The organism is Kitasatospora sp. NPDC042419 (assembly GCF_056437345.1).
Genome location: NZ_JBWKAW010000003.1, coordinates 518,763 through 538,729, shown reverse-complemented (window position 1 = coordinate 538,729; position 19,967 = coordinate 518,763). Strand labels below are relative to the sequence as shown.

The following is a 19,967-nucleotide window of genomic DNA, read 5'->3' as shown; positions in this document are numbered from 1 at the left end:
CGCTCGATCCAGGAGGCGGTTACCGGTGAAGTTCCGGGTGGAGCGTGACGTCCTCGCGGAGGCGGTGGCCTGGGCTGCCCGCAGCCTCCCGGCACGGCCGCCGGTGCCGGTGCTGGCGGGCCTGCTGCTGACGGCGCAGGACGGCAGCCTGGCCCTGTCCGGCTTCGACTACGAGGTCTCGGCCCGGGTCGAGCTGGAGGCCGACATCGAGGAGGCCGGCACCGTGCTGGTCTCCGGCCGGCTGCTGAACGACATCTCGCGGAACCTTCCCAACAGGCCTGTGGAGATCTCCACCGACGGCCAGCGGGTCAGCGTGGTCTGCGGCAGCTCCCGGTTCACCCTGCCCACCCTCCCGGTGGACGAGTACCCGGCCCTGCCCCAGATGCCGACCGCGACCGGCACCGTCTCCGGCGACGTCTTCGCCTCCGCGGTCAGCCAGGCCGCCGTGGCCGCGGGCCGCGACGACACCCTCCCGGTGCTCACCGGCGTGCGGGTGGAGATCGAGGGCGACCGGATCACCCTGGCCGCCACCGACCGCTACCGCTTCGCCGTCCGCGAGCTGCTGTGGAAGCCCGAGCAGGCCGACATCTCCGCGGTCGCCCTGGTGCCGGCCAAGACCCTGCAGGACATCGCCAAGTCCCTGGGCAGCGGCGACACGGTCTCGATCGCGCTCTCCTCGGGCGGCGCGGGCGAGGGCCTGATCGGCTTCGAGGGCGCCGGCCGGCGGACCACGACCCGCCTGCTGGAGGGCGAGTTCCCGAAGTACCGCAGCCTCTTCCCTACCGAGTTCAACGCGATCGCGGCGATCCAGACCCAGCCCTTCCTGGAGGCGCTCAAGCGCGTCTCGCTGGTCGCCGAGCGCAACACCCCGGTCCGGCTGAACTTCGAGGAGGGCGTGCTCACCCTGGAGGCCGGTTCGGGCGACGACGCCCAGGCCACCGAGCGCATCGACGCCTCGCTGGAGGGCGACGCCATCTCGATCGCCTTCAACCCGGGCTACCTGGAGGAGGGCCTCAAGGCCATCGACTCCGCCTACGCCCAGCTGAGCTTCACCACGCCGACCAAGCCCGCGCTGCTCAGCGGCAAGGCCTCGGTGGACGCGGAGGCCGACGAGGCGTACCAGTACCTGATCATGCCGGTCCGCCTCTCCGGCTGACGCCCCGGCGCAGCGGGCCGTCACCCACAGCCCTGTGCACAAACCTGTGGAAGTCTCCCCCGGTCGGCCCGACCGCGGGGAGGCCTTTCCGCTTCAGCACGTAGGCTCGGGGAAGCGCGGCAACGGCGCCGCCCGCAGGGACGTCACCACAGGTAAGGATTAGGTCATGGAGCTCGGCCTCATCGGTCTCGGCAAGATGGGCGGCAACATGCGCGAGCGGATCCGCCGCGCCGGCCACACCGTCATCGGCTACGACCGCAACCCCGACATCTCCGACGTCGAGAGCCTTCAGGAGCTGGTCTCCAAGCTCCAGGGCCCGCGCGTCGTCTGGGTCATGGTCCCGGCGGGTGCCGCGACCCAGGCCACCGTGGACGAGCTGGCCGAGCTGCTCTCCCCCGGCGACGTGGTGGTCGACGGCGGCAACTCCCGCTGGACCGACGACATCAAGCACGCCGAGGCGCTGGCGGCCAAGGGCATCGGCTTCGTCGACTGCGGCGTCTCCGGCGGTGTCTGGGGCCTGGAGAACGGCTACGCGCTGATGTACGGCGGCGACGCCGAGCACGTCGCCAAGGTCCAGCCGGTCTTCGACGCGCTCAAGCCCGAGGGCGACTTCGGCTCGGTGCACGCGGGCGCGGTCGGCGCCGGTCACTTCGCCAAGATGGTCCACAACGGCATCGAGTACGCGATGATGCAGGCCTTCGCCGAGGGCTGGGAGCTGCTGGAGGCGGCCCCCGAGGTCACCGACGTCCGCGAGGTCTTCCGCAGCTGGCAGGAGGGCACCGTGATCCGGTCCTGGCTGCTGGACCTGGCCGTCCGCGCGCTCGACGACGACGAGCACCTGGCCAAGCTCAAGGGCTGGGCCGCCGACTCGGGCGAGGGCCGCTGGACCGTCGAGGCCGCGATCGACCACGCCGTGCCGCTGCCGGCCATCACCGCCTCGCTGTTCGCGCGCTTCGCCTCCCGCCAGGACGACTCGCCGCAGATGAAGATGATCGCCGCGCTGCGCAACCAGTTCGGCGGCCACGCGGTGGAGTCCAAGTAGTCCCGCAGTCCCCACCCGGGTAGGTCCCACCGGGTTCTCCACAGAAGGCGAGCGCAGTCCACAGCCATGCACGTCGCGCATCTGTCGCTCGCCGACTTCCGTTCCTACGCCCGGGCCGAGGTTCCCCTCGACCCGGGCGTGACGGCGTTCGTCGGGCCCAACGGCCAGGGCAAGACCAACCTGGTCGAGGCGGTCGGCTACGTCGCCACCCTCGGCAGCCACCGGGTCGCCACCGACGCCCCGCTGGTCCGGCTGGGCGCCGAGCGCGCGGTGGTCCGCGCCTCCGTGGCCGCCGGCACCCGCACCACCCTGGTCGAGCTGGAGATCACCCCCGGCAAGGCCAACCGGGCCCGGATCAACCGCTCGGACAACGTCCGCCCGCGCGACGTGCTGGGCGTGCTGCGCACCGTGCTCTTCGCCCCCGAGGACCTCGCCCTGGTCAAGGGCGACCCGGGGGAGCGCCGGCGGTTCCTGGACGAGCTGCTGACCGCCCGCGCGCCCCGGCTGGCCGGGGTCCGGCAGGACTACGAGCGGGTGCTCAAGCAGCGGAACGCCCTGCTGAAGACCGCCGCGATGGCCCGCCGCGCCGGCGGCGGCAAGGGCGCCGACCTCTCCACCCTGGAGGTCTGGGACGGCCACCTGGCCCGCGCCGGTGCCGAGCTGACCGCCTTCCGGATCCAGCTGGTGGCGGCCCTCCAGCCGCTGGTGACCGCTGCCTACGCGCAGCTCGCACCGGCCGGCGGCGAGACCGTCCTGGAGTACCGCAGCTCCTTCGAGGGCGAGCTGCCGGGCAGCCGGGAGCAGGCCGAGGAGCAGTTGCTGGAGGCCCTCCGGACGGTCCGCAAGCAGGAGATCGAGCGGGGGATCACCCTGGTCGGTCCGCACCGCGACGAGCTGGTGCTCAGGCTCGGCCCGCTGCCCGCCAAGGGCTACGCCAGCCACGGCGAGTCCTGGTCGTTCGCGCTGGCGCTCCGGCTGGCCTCGTACGAGCTGCTGCGCGCCGACGGCGGCGAGCCGGTGCTGATCCTGGACGACGTCTTCGCCGAGCTGGACGCCGCCCGCCGCGACCGGCTGGCCGAGCTGGTGGCCGGCGGCGAGCAGGTGCTGGTCACCGCGGCGGTCGCCGAGGACGTTCCGAAGGCGCTGGCCGGGGTCCGGTTCACGGTCGCCGACGGCGCCGTCCAGCGCGTCACCGGCTGACCGCCCGCTGGTCGCCCACTGACCGCCGGCCGAACACCGGCACCGTTCCCCCACCCGATCCCCCCACCCGCCGCGGCCGGGGGCGCCGCGCGCACCCCTCCCGCTCCCGTACGCTGGACGGCTCACCGTTGTCCACAGGCTGGGGATAGGAGATCGCCGTGAGCGAGCCGGCGGAGGACTCCCCGCAGTCGGGCGGCGCCGAGCTGACCGGCGCCGACCTGGCCCGCTCGGCGCTGCGGGCGGCGCGGGCGCAGGCCCGCCAGCGCGGCGAACAGGTCCGGGAGAAGCGCGAGGCGAAGCGGCACGGTCTGCGCAGCGGGGCCCGTTCGGACGGCCGCGACCCGGTGCCGCTGGGGGCGGCGCTGAACCGGCTGCTGACCGAGCGCGGCTGGGAGTCCTCGGCGGCGGTCGGCGGCGTGATGGGCCGCTGGCCCCAGATCGTCGGCCCGGACATCGCCGCGCACTGCACCCCCACGTCCTACGACGACGAGGCCGCAGTGCTCACCGTGCAGTGCGACTCCACCGCATGGGCGACCCAACTCCGGTGGCTGGCGCGGCAGTTGGTGGCCCGTCTGAACCACGAGCTGGGCCACGGGACGGTCCGGACCATCAAGGTGCTGGGGCCGGCCGCCCCGGTCCGGGGCTACGGCCGGCTGCGCGCCCCGGGCAGCAAGGGCCCGGGCGACACCTGGGGCTGACCCCGGCCGGCCCGGCGCCGAGCGGACCCGGATCTTCCGGAACCCCTGACGGCCCTTCCAGGCGCTCTGAGCCCCCGGGGCGAGTATCGGGACATGTGCAGAGGGGATTCAGGGCGGCGTATCTGCCCTCAGAGGCTGCCAAACGCCCATCTCTGTCAGTCGTACCGGTAGACTGAGAGCCAAACACTGTTGCTAGTGGCAACCGAGTCGAAACGCCGTGGTCGCACGCCCGCCCGCACGGGGCGGGGATGCGGCCCGAGCTGTGCCAGAGAGGGCGCTTCGTGGCCGATTCCGGCAACCCCAGCCAGACCCCAGACCAGACCGACCAGGCTTCCTACACCGGCAGCAACATCCAGGTGCTGGAGGGCCTCGACGCCGTCCGCAAGCGTCCCGGCATGTACATCGGCTCGACCGGTGAGCGCGGCCTGCACCACCTGGTGCAGGAGGTCGTGGACAACTCCGTCGACGAGGCGATGGCCGGGTACGCCGACACCATCGACGTCACGCTCCTCGCCGACGGCGCGGTCCGGGTGGTCGACAACGGCCGGGGCATCCCGGTGGACATCGTCCCCGGGCAGGAGAAGCCGGCCGTCGAGGTCGTGCTCACCGTGCTGCACGCGGGCGGCAAGTTCGGCGGCGGCGGCTACGCGGTCTCCGGCGGTCTGCACGGCGTCGGCGTCTCCGTGGTGAACGCGCTCTCCACCCGGCTCGCGGTGGAGATCGACCGGGACGGCCACCGCTGGACCCAGGACTACAAGATGGGTGCCCCGACCGCCGCGCTGGTCAAGGGCGAAGCCACCGAGCGCACCGGCACCACGGTCACCTTCTGGGCGGACCCGGACATCTTCGAGACCACGGTCTACTCCTTCGAGACGCTCTCCCGGCGGTTCCAGGAGATGGCGTTCCTCAACAAGGGCCTGACCATCTCGCTCACCGACGAGCGCCCCGAGCACGTGGACGAGGAGGGCAAGCCGCTCTCCGTCACGTACAAGTACGACGGCGGCATCGCCGACTTCGTCGCCCACCTCAACTCCCGCAAGGGCGACGTGATCCACCCCTCGGTGATCGACTTCGAGGCGGAGGACAAGGACAAGACGATCTCGGTGGAGATCGCCATGCAGTGGAACTCCTCGTACACCGAGGGGGTCTACTCCTTCGCCAACACGATCCACACCCACGGCGGCGGCACCCACGAGGAGGGCTTCCGCGCGGCGCTGACCGGCCTGGTCAACCGCTACGCGCGGGACAAGAAGCTGCTCCGCGAGAAGGACGACAACCTCTCCGGCGAGGACATCCGCGAGGGCCTGACCGCGATCATCTCGGTCAAGCTCGGCGAGCCGCAGTTCGAGGGCCAGACCAAGGACAAGCTGGGCAACACCGAGGCGAAGACCTTCGTCCAGAAGGTGGTCCACGAGCACCTCAACGACTGGCTGGACCGCAACCCCAACGAGGCCTCGGACATCATCCGCAAGTCCATCCAGGCCGCCACGGCGCGCGTCGCCGCCCGCAAGGCGCGCGACCTCACCCGCCGCAAGGGCCTGCTGGAGTCCGCCTCGCTGCCCGGCAAGCTGAGCGACTGCCAGTCCAAGGACCCGGCCGAGTGCGAGATCTTCATCGTCGAGGGTGACTCCGCCGGCGGCTCGGCCAAGCAGGGCCGCGACCCGCGGATCCAGGCCATCCTGCCGATCCGCGGCAAGATCCTGAACGTCGAGAAGGCCCGGATCGACAAGGTGCTGCAGAACACCGAGGTCCAGGCGCTGATCTCGGCCTTCGGCTGCGGCATCCAGGAGGACTACGACGAGTCCAAGCTCCGGTACCACAAGATCGTGCTGATGGCGGACGCCGACGTCGACGGTCAGCACATCCGGACGCTGCTGCTCACCCTGCTGTTCCGCTTCATGCGGCCGCTGGTCGAGTCCGGCTACGTCTACCTGGCGATGCCGCCGCTGTACAAGATCAAGTGGGGCAAGGACGACTTCGAGTACGTCTACTCGGACCGCGAGCGCGACGCCGTGATCGCCGCGGGCGTGGCCGCCGGCCGCCGCCTGCCGAAGGACGACGCGATCCAGCGGTTCAAGGGTCTCGGCGAGATGAACGCCGAGGAGCTCCGGGTCACCACCATGGACCAGGCCCACCGCCTGCTGCTCCAGGTCACCCTGGAGGACGCCGCCCGCGCCGACGAGCTGTTCTCCGTCCTGATGGGCGAGGACGTCGAGGCCCGCCGCTCCTTCATCCAGCGCAACGCCAAGGACGTCCGCTTCCTGGACGTGTGACGCCTGCACCCAGGCCCCGCACGTACCAGTCCGCGTGAAAGGAAACTGACCACCAGTGGTCGACGACAACCGTCCCGAAGGCGAGCAGCCCGAGACCCCCGAGGCCGCCTCGGGGATCACCCTGCGGATCGAGCCCGTCGAGCTCGAGACCGAGATGCAGCGCTCCTACCTCGACTACGCGATGAGCGTCATCGTGAGCCGCGCGCTGCCCGAGGTGCGCGACGGCCTCAAGCCGGTGCACCGCCGCGTGCTCTACGCGATGTACGACGGCGGGTACCGCCCCGAGAAGGGCTACTACAAGTGCGCCCGCGTCGTCGGCGACGTCATGGGCAACTACCACCCGCACGGTGACACCTCGATCTACGACACCGTGGTCCGCCTGGCCCAGCCGTGGTCGCTGCGGATGCCGCTGGTGGACGGCAACGGCAACTTCGGCTCCCCGGGCAACGACCCGGCCGCGGCCATGCGCTACACCGAGTGCAAGATGATGCCGCTGGCCATGGAGATGATGCGCGACATCGACGAGGAGACCGTCGACTTCGCCGCCAACTACGACGGCCGCTCGCAGGAGCCGACCGTCCTGCCCGCGCGCATCCCCAACCTGCTGGTCAACGGTGCCACCGGCATCGCGGTCGGCATGGCCACCAACATCCCGCCGCACAACCTCCGCGAGGTGGCCTCCGGCGCGCTCTGGGCGCTTGAGCACCCGGACGCCTCCAACGAGGAGCTGCTGGAAGCGCTGATCGAGCGGATCAAGGGCCCGGACTTCCCGACCGGCGCCCTGATCGTCGGCCGCCGCGGCATCGAGGAGGCGTACCGCACCGGTCGCGGCTCGATCACCATGCGCGCCGTGGTCGAGGTCGAGGAGATCCAGGGCCGCCAGTGCCTGGTGATCACCGAGCTGCCGTACCAGGTCAACCCGGACAACCTCGCGCTGAAGATCGCCGACCTGGTCAAGGACGGCAGGGTAGCCGGCATCGCCGACGTCCGCGACGAGTCCTCCTCGCGCACCGGCCAGCGCCTGGTCATCGTGCTCAAGCGCGACGCCGTCGCCAAGGTCGTGCTGAACAACCTCTACAAGCACACCGACCTGCAGACCAACTTCGGCGCCAACATGCTGGCCCTGGTCGACGGCGTGCCGCGCACGCTGTCGCTCGACGCCTTCATCCGGCACTGGGTCAACCACCAGGTCGACGTCATCGTCCGGCGCACCACCTTCCGGCTGCGCAAGGCCGAGGAGCGCGCCCACATCCTGCGCGCCCTGCTCCGGGCCCTGGACATGATCGACGAGGTCATCGCGCTCATCCGGGCCTCGGAGAGCGCCGACGCCGCCCGCAGCGGCCTGATGGGCCTGCTCGACATCGACGAGCTCCAGGCCAACGCCATCCTGGAGATGCAGCTCCGCCGGCTGGCCGCCCTGGAGCGCCGCCGGATCATGGACGAGCACGACGAGCTGCAGCGCAAGATCGACGAGTACAACGCGATCCTGGCCTCGCCGACCCGTCAGCGCGAGATCATCTCGGAGGAGCTCACCGCGATCGTCGAGAAGTACGGCGACGAGCGGCGCTCCACCCTCATCCCCTCCGACGGCGACCTCTCCATCGAGGACCTCATCGCCGAGGAGGACATCGTCGTCACGATCACCCGGGGCGGCTACGTCAAGCGGACCCGCTCCGACCTCTACCGCTCGCAGAAGCGCGGCGGCAAGGGCGTCCGCGGTGCCCAGCTGAAGCAGGACGACATCGTCGACCACTTCTTCGTGACGACGACCCACAACTGGATCCTGTTCTTCACCAACAAGGGCCGGGTCTACCGCGCCAAGGGCTACGAGCTGCCGGACGCCGGGCGCGACGCCCGCGGCCAGCACGTGGCCAACCTGCTGGCCTTCCAGCCGGACGAGCACATCGCCCAGGTGATGGCCGTCCGCACCTACGAGGACAAGCCGTACCTGGTCCTCGCCACCCGGGCCGGCCTGGTGAAGAAGACCCTGCTGAAGGACTACGACTCCCCGCGCTCCGGCGGCCTGATCGCGATCAACCTGCGCCAGGACGACGAGGGCCGGGACGACGAGCTGATCGGCGCCGAGCTGGTCTCCGCCGAGGACGACCTGCTGCTGGTCTCCAAGAAGGCCCAGTCGATCCGGTTCACCGCCACCGACGACGCCCTGCGGTCCACCGGCCGCGCCACCTCCGGCGTCAAGGGCATGGCCTTCCGCGAGGGCGACGAACTGCTCTCGATGAACGTCGTGCGGCCCGGGACGTACGTGTTCACCGCCACCGACGGCGGGTACGCCAAGCGGACCGCGGTGGACGAGTACCGTGTCCAGGGACGCGGCGGCTACGGCACCAAGGCGGCGAAGATCGTCGAGGGACGGGGCTCGCTGGTCGGCGCCCTGGTCGTCGACGAGACCGACGAGATCATGGCGATCACGCTGTCCGGTGGAGTGATCCGCACGAGGGTTTCCGAGGTTCGTGAAACCGGACGTGACACCATGGGCGTCCAACTGATCAACCTCGGAAAGCGCGACGCGGTGGTGGGCATGGCCCGCAACGCGGAAGCGGAGGCCGAGGACGATGAGTCGGCGGAGGACGAGGTGGCGGCCATCGAGTCCACCGAGGTGGCCGAAGGTACGGAGACGGCGCCGGGCGGGGAGACCGCCCAGGCCTGACCTCGTGCCGTGTCGGCCGGTACCGTCGCGTCCGTACACGGCGCGTGGGTACCGGCCGCCGACCAGTACCGGGCAATCCCGCCGGGCGCTGGATGACGAGTGACGACGCAGGGCGGTGCCACCGCCCTGGTGGGAAGTGCGGGAGGACCAGTGAGTGGAGCCACGGGTGCTGCGGGAGGAGCCACCGGCGGCCGTCCGGGCGCAGCACAGGGCGGCGGGGGCTACGGGGTGCCGCAGCCGCCGGCCGAACACCCGGCCGCGTCCACCTCGCTGATGCCCCCGGTCGGCGCGGCGGGACAGGGCGGGGCGACCTACGGCGGCCAGTCGGCGCCCCCGCCGCCGCCCGGTGCTCCGGCGCCGGGCTCGGGCGGGTTCTCGCAGCCGACCACCTACGCCAAGGGGCAGCCGACCCCGCCCCGGGGCACCCGGGTCGGCGGCCACACGCCGCCCGGCGGGACGCCCGCCGCGGGTCCCCGCCGACCCGCCGCCCCGGCGGCGCCGGCCGCGGGCCTGGGCCGGACCAGGAAGGCCCGGCTGCGGGTGACCAAGGCCGACCCGTGGTCGGTGATGAAGGTGAGCTTCCTGCTGTCGCTGGCGGTCGGGATCATCATCATCGTGGCCGCGGCCGTGCTGTGGATGACGCTGGATTCGCTGGGCGTCTTCGACTCGCTGGCCAAGACCCTGAAGGACATCACCGCCTCGGACACCAACGGCGGCGGCCTGATCCTGATGGACTACGTCGGCTTCGGCAAGGTGATGACCTTCACCTCGCTGATCGCGGTGGTCGACGTGGTGCTGCTGACCGCGCTGTCCACCCTCTCGGCGTTCATCTACAACGCGGCGGCCGGCTTCACCGGCGGCATCGAGCTCACGCTCGCCGAGGAGGACTGACCCTCCGGGCGTGATCCCGGGTCAGTTGCCCCCGTACGGACGGGTCTTCGTCCGCAGACGGAATGAACGGGCCCCGCAGGCTGTTGCAGCCTGCGGGGCCCGTCGGCATTCGGGTGACAGCCGGTCCCCGCGGCGTGCCGCCCGAATCGGCCTCCGCCGCGGTGGGCTTAGCTGGGCGGGTTCGTTCCGAGCCCCCGACCGCCACAGGCCTCCCCGGTCCCACCGGCCGGGTCCGGTACGACTGCGCAGGTACGGCAGGACGGAGGCACACGATGGCGGAGCTCGCACGGCGACTGGTCGAGGCCCTGGACGGGCTGCTGGGGGTTTCCGTGCCGCTGAGGCTGCAGGCCTGGGACGGCAGTGCCGCGGGGCCACCGGGGGCGCCCACGCTGGTGCTGCGCAACCGGCGGGCGCTGCGCCACCTGCTCTGGCAGCCGGGCGAGCTGGGCCTGGCCCGCGCCTACGTCTCGGGGGACATCGAGGTCGCCCCCGGCACCGACCTCTACGACGTGCTCCGGGCGGTCGCGCACTTCGTCGAGCGCCCGGAGATCCGCCGGCTCGAACTCGGCCCGGCCGAGGTGCTGGGCCCCCGGGGCCGCCGGGCGGCCGGCGCCCTGCTGCGGGCCGGCGCGCTGGGCCCCCGTCCCGCGCCGCCGGCGGAGGAGGCCCGCCCAGCCGGGCGGCTGCACAGCCGCAGCCGGGACCGGGCGGCGATCAGCCACCACTACGACGTCGGCAACGACTTCTACGCCCTGGTCCTGGGCCCGTCGATGGTGTACTCCTGCGCGTACTGGGAGCCCGCCGCCAGGAGCCTGGAGGCGGCCCAGGAGGCCAAGCTGGACCTCATCTGCCGCAAGCTCGGCCTGCGGCCCGGGATGCGGCTGCTGGACGTCGGCTCCGGCTGGGGCTCCCTGGTGCTGCACGCGGCCCGGCACTACGGCGTGACGGCGGTCGGCGTCTCCATCTCCGCCGAGCAGGTCGCGCTGGCCCGGCGGCGGGTCGAGGAGGCGGGGCTGGCGGACCGGGTGGAGATCCGGCTGCAGGACTACCGGGAGGTCCCGGACGGCCCGTTCGACGCGATCTCCAGCGTCGGCATGGCCGAGCACGTCGGCTCCGCGCAGTACCGGGTCTACGCCGAGGGCCTGTACCGGCTGCTGGTGCCCGGCGGCAGGCTGCTGAACCACCAGATCGCCCGGCGTCCCGACCACCCCGGTGAGCCGTACCGCCCGAGCCCGTTCATCGACCGCTACGTCTTCCCCGACGGCGAGCTGTCGCCGGTCGGCTCCACGGTCTCCCGGCTGGAGGAGGCGGGGTTCGAGGTGCGCGACGTCGAGTCGCTCCGCGAGCACTACGGGCTGACCCTGCGTGAGTGGGTGGCCAACCTGGAGGCGCACTGGACGGAGGCGGTCCGGCTGGTGGGCCGTGGCCGGGCCCGGGTCTGGCGGCTCTACATGGCGGCCTCCGCGCTGGCCTTCGAGGAGAACCGGATCGGCGTCAACCAGATCCTCGCCGTGCGCACGGCCGCCGACGGTGCCGCCGGTCTCGCGGCCACCCGGGAGGAGTGGCTGCGCGCCCCCGGCGGCGTCCCCGGCACAGCCCCCGGCAAGGCCCCCCACCAGCCCGTCCCGGAGGCCCCTGCCGCGGCCCCGGGTGAATCGGATTTGGGAGATCGGCGATCGGTCCGCTAATCTTTCAGTGCGGCAAGGGGCTATAGCTCAGACGGTTAGAGCGCTTCCCTGATAAGGAAGAGGCCACAGGTTCAAGTCCTGTTAGCCCCACCACCGCGAAGGGCCCGGAGCAATGCTCCGGGCCCTTCGGCGTTCCCGCGGCCCGGGAGCGGAACCGTGGGCGCCGCCCGGGGGTTGTACCGGTGGGGACCGCCCGTCGGCGGGCGGCATCCGGTGGAGAGACGGTGGCGTGATGGCGGTGTTCTGGGCGATGAGCATCCCCGGCCTGGTCTGCGCCCTGGTGGCGCTGGCCTTCGTCGACCAGCTGGCGCTGCGGGCGCGGAAGTCGCGCCTGGTGCCCTGGCGGGGGACGGGCCGCGAGGGGCAGGTGTCGGCGACCGGCTTCGAGCAGCTGCACGCGCAGTTCGCGGCCGGCAAGCAGCACCAGCTGGACGAGCGGCAGAGCGCGCTGATGCTGCGCGACGAGGAGGGGGAGGGCGCGCCGCCCCGGACCAGGGTGGATCTGGCGGCCGGTGTGGCGGTGGTGGTGCCGCCCTCGCGTGAGCAGGGCTTGTGACGGCTCTGAGGGGGCTCCACGGGGGCTCTGCGGGGTCTCTGCGCCGGTTCGGGGCCGGGCCGACCGTACGACAGGAGGTGTGGCGTCAATCCTCCGACCGGACCGGTCGGTTGGAGGCAGCGGTGGCTGGTCACGATTGGGACACCGGTGTGTATCATCGGCCGCAAGGGCAGTCTGGCAACCCGACCGCCCGTTCGTGCTCGTAAGGAATCATGGACTCGTCGGCCCGATCGAACCCGATCGGTGCACGGCTGCTGAGTCCGCCAACGCAAGAAGGACGAGGTCCCGCGGTGAAGAAGCTTCTCCTGGTCGCCCTGGTCGCCCTCGGCGGCTTCTTTGTCTACCGTCAGGTCCAGGCGGACCGCGCCGAGCAGGACCTGTGGACCGAGGCCACCGACCCGGTCCCGGCCGGCCGCTGAGGCCGCCGACGATCTGACGATCGACGATCTTCGGAGGCGCCGCACGGCGCCTCCCGGGCCGGTCGGCCCGGTCCGATGACCGGGCCGACCGGATTCCCCGGCCCCGCACGGCAGGATTGCCGGGCCGGGGCGTGGGATTCGCACCGAGACCGGGTACGCTAGTGCCCGGCGGTACGCACGGTGCCGCCCCGGGGCTTTAGCTCAGTTGGTAGAGCGCTGCCTTTGCAAGGCAGATGTCAGGAGTTCGAGTCTCCTAAGCTCCACAGTCGCCCACCGCGCGTGGGCAGCCGATCGGCCGCCGACCTGAACCAGGGTCAGCGGCCGATCGGCTTTCTCAGTGCGGTTTCCGCGGGTCGTGCGGCTTGGGGCGGTCGTGGTCCGGACCCGGTCCGGAGCCGTTGTCGGCCGAGGTGTCGGCCGGGGGCCCGGGTTGGTCGGGCCGGCCGGCCGCCGGGCCGGGCCCGGGGGAGGCGGCGCCGTTCCCGGTCCCGCCGTCGGCTCCGGGGGCGTCGTCCTGGTCGGCCTTGGAGCCGTTCACCGCGGCGGCCGTGCCGCTGCCCGAGGCGTGGGCGCCCGTGGACTGCGCGGCGGCCGGGGCGGCCGCGCCGGAGGACGCGGCGGTCGGCGGCTCGACCAGCCACTCCGGGTTGCTGTGGTGGCGCCACCACTGCCAGGCCACGATGCCGCTGCCGATCGCCAGGGCGCCCGCGACGGCCAGGCCGGTGGCCCAGTTGTTCCGGTGGGCCTTCCTGGCGTTCCGGGCGGCGAGGTCGCTGATCTCGGCCGAGGTGACGTTGCCGTGCAGGGCGGTCAGCGCGGCGGCGCCGCGGGTCTGGGCCTCCAGCGCGACCGGGGTGACGGTGGCGCGGGCCTCCTCGACCGCCTGGACGACCTTGGAGCCGACGGTGGCGCGGGTCTGGTCGGCGGCCTTCACGGCGGCCAGACGGGCGGCCAGGGCGGCCTCCTGGGCCCGGTGGAAGGCCTTGAGGGCGTTCTGCTGGGCTTCCGGCGGCAGACTGGCGAAGGCGTGACCGATCTGCGGGGCGATGTGCCGGTCGTACTGGACGCGCGCGCTGTGGGCGGCCTGGGAGGCCTTCGGGCCCAGTGCGTCCAGGGTGGGGCCCAGGCGCTGCTTGGCGCTGTCCGCGAGGTTGCCGGCCGTCTCACGAGCTGAGTCCAAACGGGTCACGAGTCTCTCCTCCTGGTGGCGTCCTTTATGCACATATCCACCTGAATGCTGATCATGCATCCTGATTTGCCCGGTGGCATTCCGGAGTGGGCCGTACGCGGGGTGTGACCCTGCGCCGTGCGGGGCGCGGCCCCGCGGCGCGGGCGGGGGGAGACGAGCCGGAACGGGCCGGAGCGGGCCGGGCCGGGGAGGTGCGGGGGAGGCCCGGGTACGGGGAGGGTGGGGTCGCGGGGCTGCGGGTATGGCCCCAGTAGGCTGGCGGTTCCGGCGGTGTTCGCCGGGACCGCGTACGCGTCGTCGCAGCAGACCGCAGCAGACCGTGGCACATCGCAGCAGGTCGTGGCAGGTCGTGGCAGAAGGGGAAATCCGATGCTCCCGGACGAGTCGAGGCCGCCGACCGACCGGATCCCCGGCCCGGGCGGCGGGAACGGGCTGTCCCGTTGCTACCGGCACCCCGAGCAGGAGACCGGCATCGGCTGCTCCCGCTGCGGCCGGCCGATCTGCCCGCAGTGCATGGTGAACGCCTCGGTGGGCTTCCACTGCCCGGAGTGCGTCAGCGAGGGCGGCCGCGAGGTCCGGCGGGCGACGACCCGGTTCGGCGGGCAGTTGGCCGGTGACGGCGCGCTGGTCACCAAGGTGCTGATGGGCGTCAACCTGATGGTCTTCGTCCTGGCCGCCTACGTGCTCAAGCCGTGGCTGGCCGACGACCTGATGCTGGTCAGCTTCGACTCGCGCTACACCGGCTTCCCGTACGGCGTAGCCGAGGGCCCGGAGCAGTGGTACCGGCTGCTGACCGCGGCCTTCCTGCACACCGAGCCCTGGCACATCGCCACCAACATGCTGATGCTCTGGGTGATGGGCCCCGCGCTGGAGGCGGCGCTGGGCCGGCTCCGCTTCCTGGCGCTCTACCTGGTCTCCGCGCTGGCCGGCAGCGCGTTCGCCTTCCTGCTGGTCGGCGACGGGATGAAGTCGCTGGGCGCCTCGGGCGCGATCTTCGGCCTGCTCGGCGCGACCCTCGTGATGTACCGGAAGGTCCGGGCGCCGCTCGGCCCGGTGGCCGCGCTGCTGGTGTTCAACCTGATCGTCACCTTCTCGGTGCCCGGCATCGACTGGCGGGCGCACGTCGGCGGCCTGATCGCCGGGACGCTGACCGCGGCGGGGCTGATGTACGCCCCGCGGGAGAACCGGGCGGCCGTGCAGGGGCTGACGGTGGCGGGGGTGGTCGGCCTGGTGCTGTTGATGGTCCTGGTCGGAACGGCCAGCTACGGCGGGTGACGCCTCCCGCACGGTTGTCCACAGCGGGTGGGTGGTTGTGCACAGCCGGTGCGGGTCACCGGGTGTGGATACCTGTTCTACGCGTGTCCTGCTGTGCGTATTCGGCATTCGGGGGAGGGCGCGCGCGGGTGTGGAAAGCGCCCCCGGCGTGAGTTATCCACAGGCTTGCGCGACTTTTCCCCAGTGTGGATAACCATGTGGATAAACGCGATAAGCGGGATAACCGGCGGGGGATATGCCGCACACCCGACAATCCGGGCGCGACGACGCCGCCCCGGGGACCGGCCGTCCCGGGGCGGCGGAATGCGCTCAGGGGTGGAGCCCCGGCGTCACTTCCACTGGGTGGAGACGCCGAACCCCGCCGCGATGAAGCCGAAGCCCACCAGGATGTTCCAGTTCCGCCAGCTCTCCACCGGCCAGCTGCCGCTCGTCACGTAGTAGGTGACGATCCAGATCAGGCCGATCAGGAACAGCGCCAGCATCAGCGGTGCAACCCAGCCGCGGCCCGAACTGATCTTCACCGTGGCCGTGGTCGGCGGGGTGTAGTCGGACTTCTTGCGGAGTCGGGACTTCGGCACGAGGAGCTCTCCTGTCGATGCGCTGTGACCGCGCAGGGGTTCAGCGGGGGCGAGGCGGCCGGCGGGTGGCGGTTGGGGAGAACGTTAAGGGGACCGACCCCGCGCATGCCACCGGCGTCCGTTAGCGTAGTGGCTCGGCGGGTCTGAAGGAGATAAGGGTACGGTGCCTAATTTGTCGATTCCCCCTCGGCCGCCTCGTACCGGCTCCACCGGCACCCGAATTGTCGGACGTGCCCTGACCTGCGCCGTCTTCGCGCTCGCCGGACTGCTGTTCTACATCAGCGCGCAGACCGCCCGCGGCACCGATCTGCGGACCGACAACTCGCTGCTCAGCCTCTCCGACGTGATACGGCAGCGCAGCGCGCAGAACCAGCAGTCCCAGACCCAGCTCGCCGACCTCCAGGAGCGGGCCCGGCAGCTCACCGACCAGCAGGGCCGCAGCCCCGCCGACGCCGCCCGGCTGACCACCCTGGAACAGGCGGCCGCGCTGGACCCGCTCCAGGGCCCGGGCCTCACCGTCACCCTCAACGACGCCCCGCCGAACGCGACCGCGCGCATCCCCGGAGTGCCCGAGCCCGGCGTCAACGACCTGGTGATCCACCAGCAGGACATCCAGGCCGTGGTCAACGCGCTCTGGCGGGGCGGCGCCGAGGGGGTCCAGGTGATGGACCAGCGGCTGATCTCCACCAGCGCCGTCCGCTGCGTCGGCAACACCCTGCTGCTGCAGGGCCGGGTCTACTCGCCGCCCTACGTGGTCAAGGCGGTCGGCAGGACGGACGCGCTGCGCTCGGCGGTCGAGGCGGACCCGACGATCCGCAACTACCTGCAGTACGTCCAGGCCTACGGGTTGGGCTGGAAGGTGCAGGAGAGCGGGGACCTCGGCCTGCCCGGCTACACGGGCACGGCGGACCTCCGCTCGGCGACCGGGCAGTAGGAGGGCGGGTCTAGTCTTGACCCCAGTCTGATACGTCGAGGGAGCACCATGTACGGCTGGTTCTGGCGTCACCTCCCGGGGCCCACCCTGGTCAAGGCCGTCATTTCGCTCCTCCTCGTCCTGGGAGTGGTCTACCTCCTCTTCACGTACGTCTTCCCGTGGGCGGAACCACTCCTCCCCTTCGGCGACGTCACAGTGGACGGAGGCGACGACGGTGCCGTCGGCTGATCCGGCGGAACCGCTCCTCGTCCCAGTCCCCGCACCCCACGGAGAACGCGCGCGCATGACCACCCAGCCGAACCCGCCCCGCATCCTGGTCGTGGACAACTACGACAGCTTCGTCTTCAACCTGGTCCAGTACCTCTACCAGCTCGGCGCCACCTGCGAGGTGGTCCGCAACGACGAGGTGACGGTCGGGCACGCGGTGTGCCGCGAGGGGGACACCGGCTTCGACGGGGTGCTGCTCTCCCCCGGCCCGGGCGCCCCCGAGGAGGCCGGCGTCTGCATCGAGATGGTGCACCACTGCGCGCGGATCGGGCTGCCGGTGTTCGGTGTCTGCCTGGGGCTGCAGTCGATCGCGGTGGCGTACGGCGCGGTGGTCGACCGGGCACCCGAGCTGCTGCACGGCAAGACCTCGCCGGTCGAGCACGAGGACGGCGGCGTGTTCGCGGGGCTGCCCTCGCCGCTCACCGCGACCCGGTACCACTCGCTGGCCGTCGAGCCGGCCACCGTGCCGGACGAGCTGGTGGTCACCGCGCGCACCGGCAGCGGCGTGATCATGGGGCTGCGGCACCGGGACCTCCCGGTCGAGGGGGTGCAGTTCCACCCCGAGTCGGTGCTCACCGAGGGCGGCCACCGGATGCTCGCCAACTGGCTGGCCGAGTGCGGCGACCCGCTGGCCGTGGACCGTTCGGCCGGGCTCGCCCCGGTGATCGGCCGGGGCTGAGCCGCATGACCGCGGTGCGTCCGGAGGGGCGCTACCAGTCGGACGCGGACCCGCAGGGCGGTTCCGCGCAGCCGGGCGGTGGCCCGTACCAGCAGCACGACGACCCGTACCGGCAGCCCTACCCCCCGGAGCAGTACCCGCAGGAGCAGTACGGGCAACCCCCGTACCAGGGACAGGACCAGTACCAGCAGAACGGCTACCCGCAGTACGGCCACCAGGCGCCGTACCCGCAGGCGCCGTACGAGCAGGGTCCGTACCAGGCCGCGCCGTACCCGCAGGGCCCGTACCCGCAGAACGGCCACCAGCAGAACGGCCAGTACCAGCAGTACGACGCCCAGCAGGCCCAGCCGGGCCACGGCCGGGACGGCTACCCGGCACAGGGCGGGGCCGAGGACGGCTGGGGCGTCTACGAGCCCGCCGCGGCGCCCGCACCGCCCGCACCGCCGGCGGCGACGGGCCGTCGGCGCCGGGAGGGCCCGGACGCCCCGGGGAGCCCCGCCACGGCACTCGCGGCGGCCGAGACGGTCACCATGGCCGCCGTGGCCGGCGCCGACGGACAGCCGGTCGACGGACCGCCGGTCGACGGACCGCCGGCCGGTGGCGGCCGGGCGGAGCGCCGCCGCGCCGCACAGGGCCGGACCTCGGTGCGCTCGGGCCACGGACGCCGCCGGGCCGGGGGCCGGGCCGCCGCGGGCGGACCCCGGGCCAAGGAGTCGCCGGCGGTGGTCGCCGCCCGCTTCCTCGGCGAGCTCTGCATCACCCTCGGCCTGGTGATGCTGCTCTTCGTCTCGTACCAGCTCTGGTGGACCAACGTGCAGGCCGACGCGGCCGCCGCCGGGGCCCGCAACCAGTTGGAGGAGCAGTTCGACGCTGGGCAGCCGGCCCCGGCGGCCCCGGGCCAGCCGGCGCCGGACCCGGCCAAGCCGGAGACCTTCGAGCCCGGCAAGGGCTTCGCGATCATCCACCTGCCGAAGCTGGGCCAGAAGTTCCCGATCGCCGAGGGCACCGCCAAGGGGTCGGTGCTGGACAGGGGCCTGGTGGGCCACTACACCGGCACCGGCATGCCGGCCGACAAGGCGGGCAACTTCGCGCTGGCCGCGCACCGCAACACGCACGGCGAGCCGTTCCGGCGGATCAACCAGCTCGGCAAGGGCGACAAGATCGTGGTGGAGACCGCGACCGCCTACTACACGTACGAGGTCACCGGCGGGATCCCGGAGACCCCGCCGTCCAACGTGAGCGTGATCAAGCCGGTCCCGAACGGCGCCGGCTACGGCCAGGCCGGCCGCTACATCACGCTGACCACCTGTACGCCGGAGTTCAGCTCGAAGTACCGGCTGATCGTCTTTGGCAAGATGATCGACGAACGGCCGCGCAGCCAGGGCAAGCCGGCCGCCCTCACGGCGGGCTGACGACGGCCCCGGGGCGGCCCGAGGGCGGTCCGGGAAGGGGAGAGACGTGACCCAGGGGACCGAGGCGGTGGCCGAGGAGGCCTTTCCGCCGCCCGAGCCCGAGCCAGGCCGCCGCCGCGGCCGCGGCCGCGAGCCGGCCGGCCGGAGGCGCCGCGGGCGGGCACTGGCCGCGCTCGGCGTCTTCGGCGAGCTGCTGATCACCCTGGGCCTGGTGCTCGGCCTCTTCGTCGCCTACTCGCTCTGGTGGACCGACGTGCTGGCGGACCGCTCCGCCGCCGCGGCCTCCGACCAGCTGCGCGAGTCCTGGGCGGCCGGCCCGGTCACTCCCCCGTCGGTCACTCCCCCGTCGGGCGCCCCCACCACCCCGGGTGCCCCCGCGCCGTCCGGCACGCCGGCGGCCGCCGGGCCCTCCTACGCGGCGGGCGACGGGATCGGCTTCCTGCACGTCCCGGCGATGGGCCGGGGCCAGGTGATGATCCGGATGGGCACCGACCCGGACACCCTGTCCGAGGGCGTCGCCGGGGTGTACGAGCAGCCGTACCGCTCGGCGATGCCCTGGGACGCCACCGGCAACTTCACGCTCGCCGCCCACCGGGACGGCCACGGGGCGAAGTTCCACGACCTGGACGCCGTCGGCAAGGGCGACGCGATAGTCGTCGAGACGCGGGACAAGTGGTACGTCTACCGGGTCGACAGCACCCTGCCGGAGACGTCCAAGTACGACACCGGCATCGTCGCCCCCGTGCCGAAGGGCTCCGGCTACACCGCGCCCGGCCGGTACATCACGCTGACCACCTGCACGCCGGTGTACACCTCGCGCTACCGGATGGCGGTCTGGGGGAGTCTGGTGCGGGTGGACGACATGGACGCCAAGCGCACCCCGCCGCCGGAGCTGCGGCACTCCTGAAGCCCGCCGCTCCGCGCCCCGCGCCCCGCGCCCCGCGCCCCGCGCCCCGCGCCCCGCGCCCCGCTCCGCGCGCTGCCCGCGCCCTGCCGTACGAACGCCCGAGGGCCCGTCGACACTCCGTCGACGGGCCCTCGG

18 protein-coding genes and 2 tRNA genes are annotated in these 19,967 nt (G+C 72.5%); 18 read left to right on the top strand and 2 right to left on the bottom strand.

Annotated features, from left to right (window positions below; all coding sequences use genetic code 11):
- Positions 1-25: 25 nt before the first annotated feature.
- The 12 genes from dnaN to AC067J_RS09705 all read left to right on the top strand — a co-directional run bounded on the left by dnaN (position 26) and on the right by AC067J_RS09705 (position 12,854).
- Positions 26-1,156 carry a DNA polymerase III subunit beta gene (dnaN, locus tag AC067J_RS09760; protein WP_327679057.1) on the top strand — a complete coding sequence of 377 codons (1,131 nt, stop codon included), beginning with the start codon at positions 26-28 and terminating at the stop codon, positions 1,154-1,156.
- A gap of 166 nt (positions 1,157-1,322) precedes the next feature.
- Complete coding sequence (gene gnd / locus AC067J_RS09755; RefSeq protein WP_478297359.1) at positions 1,323-2,198, top strand: phosphogluconate dehydrogenase (NAD(+)-dependent, decarboxylating); 876 nt, start codon at positions 1,323-1,325, stop codon at positions 2,196-2,198.
- A gap of 66 nt (positions 2,199-2,264) precedes the next feature.
- A complete protein-coding gene (recF, locus tag AC067J_RS09750; protein ID WP_478297358.1) occupies positions 2,265-3,398 on the top strand; it encodes a DNA replication/repair protein RecF in 1,134 nt (377 codons plus the stop codon).
- Positions 3,399-3,556: 158 nt separating this feature from the next.
- Positions 3,557-4,096, top strand: a complete 540-nt coding sequence (locus tag AC067J_RS09745; RefSeq protein WP_327679063.1) for a DciA family protein — start codon at positions 3,557-3,559, stop codon at positions 4,094-4,096.
- A gap of 248 nt (positions 4,097-4,344) precedes the next feature.
- Entirely contained in the window at positions 4,345-6,369 is a 2,025-nt protein-coding gene (gene gyrB, locus AC067J_RS09740) for a DNA topoisomerase (ATP-hydrolyzing) subunit B (protein ID WP_478297357.1), read from the top strand.
- Between the two features lie 55 nt (positions 6,370-6,424).
- Positions 6,425-9,037, top strand: a complete 2,613-nt coding sequence (gyrA, locus tag AC067J_RS09735; RefSeq protein ID WP_478297356.1) for a DNA gyrase subunit A — start codon at positions 6,425-6,427, stop codon at positions 9,035-9,037.
- Positions 9,038-9,187: 150 nt separating this feature from the next.
- On the top strand, positions 9,188-9,928 hold the full coding sequence (locus AC067J_RS09730) for a DUF3566 domain-containing protein (protein ID WP_478297355.1): 741 nt from the start codon (positions 9,188-9,190) through the stop codon (positions 9,926-9,928).
- 272 nt (positions 9,929-10,200) lie between these two features.
- A complete protein-coding gene (locus AC067J_RS09725; protein WP_478297354.1) occupies positions 10,201-11,616 on the top strand; it encodes a class I SAM-dependent methyltransferase in 1,416 nt (471 codons plus the stop codon).
- A 16-nt stretch (positions 11,617-11,632) separates the two neighbouring features.
- Positions 11,633-11,709 (top strand) — tRNA-Ile (locus AC067J_RS09720).
- 139 nt (positions 11,710-11,848) lie between these two features.
- Positions 11,849-12,172 carry a DUF6191 domain-containing protein gene (locus AC067J_RS09715; protein ID WP_478297353.1) on the top strand — a complete coding sequence of 108 codons (324 nt, stop codon included), beginning with the start codon at positions 11,849-11,851 and terminating at the stop codon, positions 12,170-12,172.
- Between the two features lie 290 nt (positions 12,173-12,462).
- Positions 12,463-12,591, top strand: coding sequence for a DLW-39 family protein (locus tag AC067J_RS09710; RefSeq protein ID WP_014137031.1), 129 nt, complete (start codon positions 12,463-12,465; stop codon positions 12,589-12,591).
- 190 nt (positions 12,592-12,781) lie between these two features.
- Positions 12,782-12,854: transfer RNA gene (locus tag AC067J_RS09705), tRNA-Ala, on the top strand.
- 71 nt (positions 12,855-12,925) lie between these two features.
- On the opposite strand, the gene AC067J_RS09700 is transcribed toward AC067J_RS09705, so the two are convergent.
- Positions 12,926-13,840, bottom strand: coding sequence for a DUF5324 family protein (locus AC067J_RS09700; RefSeq protein WP_478297352.1), 915 nt, complete (start codon positions 13,838-13,840; stop codon positions 12,926-12,928).
- A 309-nt stretch (positions 13,841-14,149) separates the two neighbouring features.
- Here AC067J_RS09700 and AC067J_RS09695 point away from each other — a divergent pair, with 309 nt between their 5' ends.
- On the top strand, positions 14,150-15,055 hold the full coding sequence (locus AC067J_RS09695) for a rhomboid family intramembrane serine protease (protein ID WP_478297351.1): 906 nt from the start codon (positions 14,150-14,152) through the stop codon (positions 15,053-15,055).
- Positions 15,056-15,384: 329 nt separating this feature from the next.
- Here the strand turns inward: AC067J_RS09695 and crgA are convergent, their stop codons facing one another.
- A complete protein-coding gene (crgA, locus tag AC067J_RS09690; RefSeq protein ID WP_478297350.1) occupies positions 15,385-15,633 on the bottom strand; it encodes a cell division protein CrgA in 249 nt (82 codons plus the stop codon).
- 178 nt (positions 15,634-15,811) lie between these two features.
- Between crgA and AC067J_RS09685 the strand changes: the two genes are divergently transcribed.
- Genes AC067J_RS09685 through AC067J_RS09665 form a run of 5 tightly spaced genes read left to right on the top strand, consistent with a single transcriptional unit; the run spans position 15,812 to position 19,832 of the window.
- Complete coding sequence (locus AC067J_RS09685; protein WP_478297384.1) at positions 15,812-16,567, top strand: DUF881 domain-containing protein; 756 nt, start codon at positions 15,812-15,814, stop codon at positions 16,565-16,567.
- A gap of 48 nt (positions 16,568-16,615) precedes the next feature.
- A complete protein-coding gene (locus tag AC067J_RS09680; protein ID WP_478297349.1) occupies positions 16,616-16,795 on the top strand; it encodes a hypothetical protein in 180 nt (59 codons plus the stop codon).
- A gap of 55 nt (positions 16,796-16,850) precedes the next feature.
- The gene (locus AC067J_RS09675; RefSeq protein WP_478297348.1) at positions 16,851-17,513 is read left to right on the top strand and encodes an aminodeoxychorismate/anthranilate synthase component II; all 663 of its coding nucleotides are present in this window, start codon (positions 16,851-16,853) and stop codon (positions 17,511-17,513) included.
- Between the two features lie 5 nt (positions 17,514-17,518).
- On the top strand, positions 17,519-18,925 hold the full coding sequence (locus AC067J_RS09670; RefSeq protein ID WP_478297347.1) for a class E sortase: 1,407 nt from the start codon (positions 17,519-17,521) through the stop codon (positions 18,923-18,925).
- Positions 18,926-18,971: 46 nt separating this feature from the next.
- On the top strand, positions 18,972-19,832 hold the full coding sequence (locus AC067J_RS09665) for a class E sortase (protein WP_478297346.1): 861 nt from the start codon (positions 18,972-18,974) through the stop codon (positions 19,830-19,832).
- The last annotated feature ends 135 nt before the right edge of the window (positions 19,833-19,967 follow it).